Source organism: Actinoalloteichus spitiensis RMV-1378, assembly GCF_000239155.1.
GTDB lineage: Bacteria > Actinomycetota > Actinomycetes > Mycobacteriales > Pseudonocardiaceae > Actinoalloteichus_B > Actinoalloteichus_B spitiensis.
Window position 1 is genome coordinate 1 of sequence record NZ_AGVX02000851.1, and the last position, 1,667, is coordinate 1,667.

General features: G+C 72.9%; 1 protein-coding gene. It reads right to left on the bottom strand.

Annotated elements, in window-relative coordinates; translation table 11 throughout:
- Window positions 1–453 precede the first annotated feature (453 nt).
- On the bottom strand, window positions 454–1,667 hold a 1,214-nt coding region (locus ACTIDRAF_RS0226075; protein WP_016701572.1), incomplete at its 5' end, for an ABC transporter ATP-binding protein.

The window sequence follows — 1,667 nt, forward strand, 5'->3', positions numbered from 1 at the left end:
CGCCGCGCCGGCTGGCGGCGGTCCGCCGGTGCGCCACGCACGCCGTGACCCGCACCGGGGGTGCGGTTCCCCATCCCGCGACCCGGGCAGTTCACTGCCGAGCGCAGGAGGAGCCGGCGGCGGGAATGGTCGAACCCCTCCCGGTGCCCCCGCCGACGACCCGTGGTCGAGTATTTCGCGAGAGATCCTGCGGGATTCGGCCGAAAACGGGAACCGCGCCAACGGCACGGTCATCCCGGGGCCAACCACCGGCCCATTCCCGTCGGCACTCCACCGGCCCCGCACGGGCGTTCCGCATTCTCCCCCACCTGACGGGTAGATCCCGGAGAAGGGCGTCGACGCGGGCACCGACAGCCCGCACCGGGCACCGGGCGGGCCGCCTCAGCGCGCCGTGCCCGCTCGGGAACGTCCCGGCCGGATGCCGCACCTCCGGCCGGGACGTCGGCGGGCGGATCAGGGGGCCGGAGCCGCCCCGATGTGCCAGCTCCTCGCGTGTTCGTACTGGTTGTACAACCGGGCGAAGGTGCCGCCGGTGGCCCGCAACTCGCTCGGAGTCCCCGCCTCGGAGACCCGGCCCCCGTCCAGGGCGATCACGTGGTCGGCGGTGGCCAGCGTCGCGGGCCGGTGCGCGATCACGATCACCGTCCGGTTCGGGTCCTGCGACAGGTTCGCGATCGCCTCGCTGATCGCGCCTTCGTTCTCCGGGTCCAGGGCCGACCCGGCCTCGTCGAGCAGCACCACCCGGGCCTTCTTGAGGAACGCCCTGGCAATGGACACCCGCTGCCGTTCTCCTCCCGACAACTGGGCGCCGCCCTCGCCGACCTTGGTCTGCCAGCCCTGCGGCAGCCGGGCCACGACCTCGTTGAGCCGGGCCGCCCGTGCCGCCGCCACCAACTCCTCGTGGGTGGCGTCGGGCTGGGCGATCCGCAGGTTCTCCTCGATCGTCGTGTCGAACAGGTACACGTCCTGGAAGACGATGGCCACGTCGCTGAGCAGGACCTGGTGGTCGAGCTCGCGGACGTCCACACCGCCCACCCGCACGCTGCCGGAGTCCACGTCGAAGAACCGGGCGATCAGCCGGGTGACCGTGGTCTTGCCCGATCCGGACGGGCCGACCAGCGCGGTGGTCGTGCCGGGCTGGCACCGGAAGGACACCCCCGACAGCGCTGGTGTCCCCCCGTAGGAGTAGGTGACGTCGGAGAACTCGATCGTCGCGTCCTTCAACTCCCGCACCGGCCTCGGGTGGTGCTTCAACGCCGGCGTGTACAGGATGGACTCGACGCGGGTCACGGAGTTGTCCATCGCGTGCAGGGTGCCCAGCAGCTCCGTCAGCGTGCCCAGCGGCTCCAGGAACCGCACCGCCAGCACCAGCAGCGCGACCGCGTCCGCGACCTGCAACGTGCCGCTGAGCAGGAACTGCGCGCCCAGCACCAGCACCGCGACGAATCCCACCATCACCACGGCGGTGTAGGTCAGGTCGGGCACCAGCGAGCGGCGCAACCCCTTGCGGTACCGCGTGCGGTGCTCGTCCAGCGCGTGCCGCATGCGCGGGGTGCCGGTGGTGCCGTGCCCGGCCGCGCGCAGCACCGGCTGGGCCTGCCCCATCTCGATCGCCCGGCCCGCGATCTCGGTGGCCGCCTCGTCGAGCTCGCGGTCCGCCTCGGCGG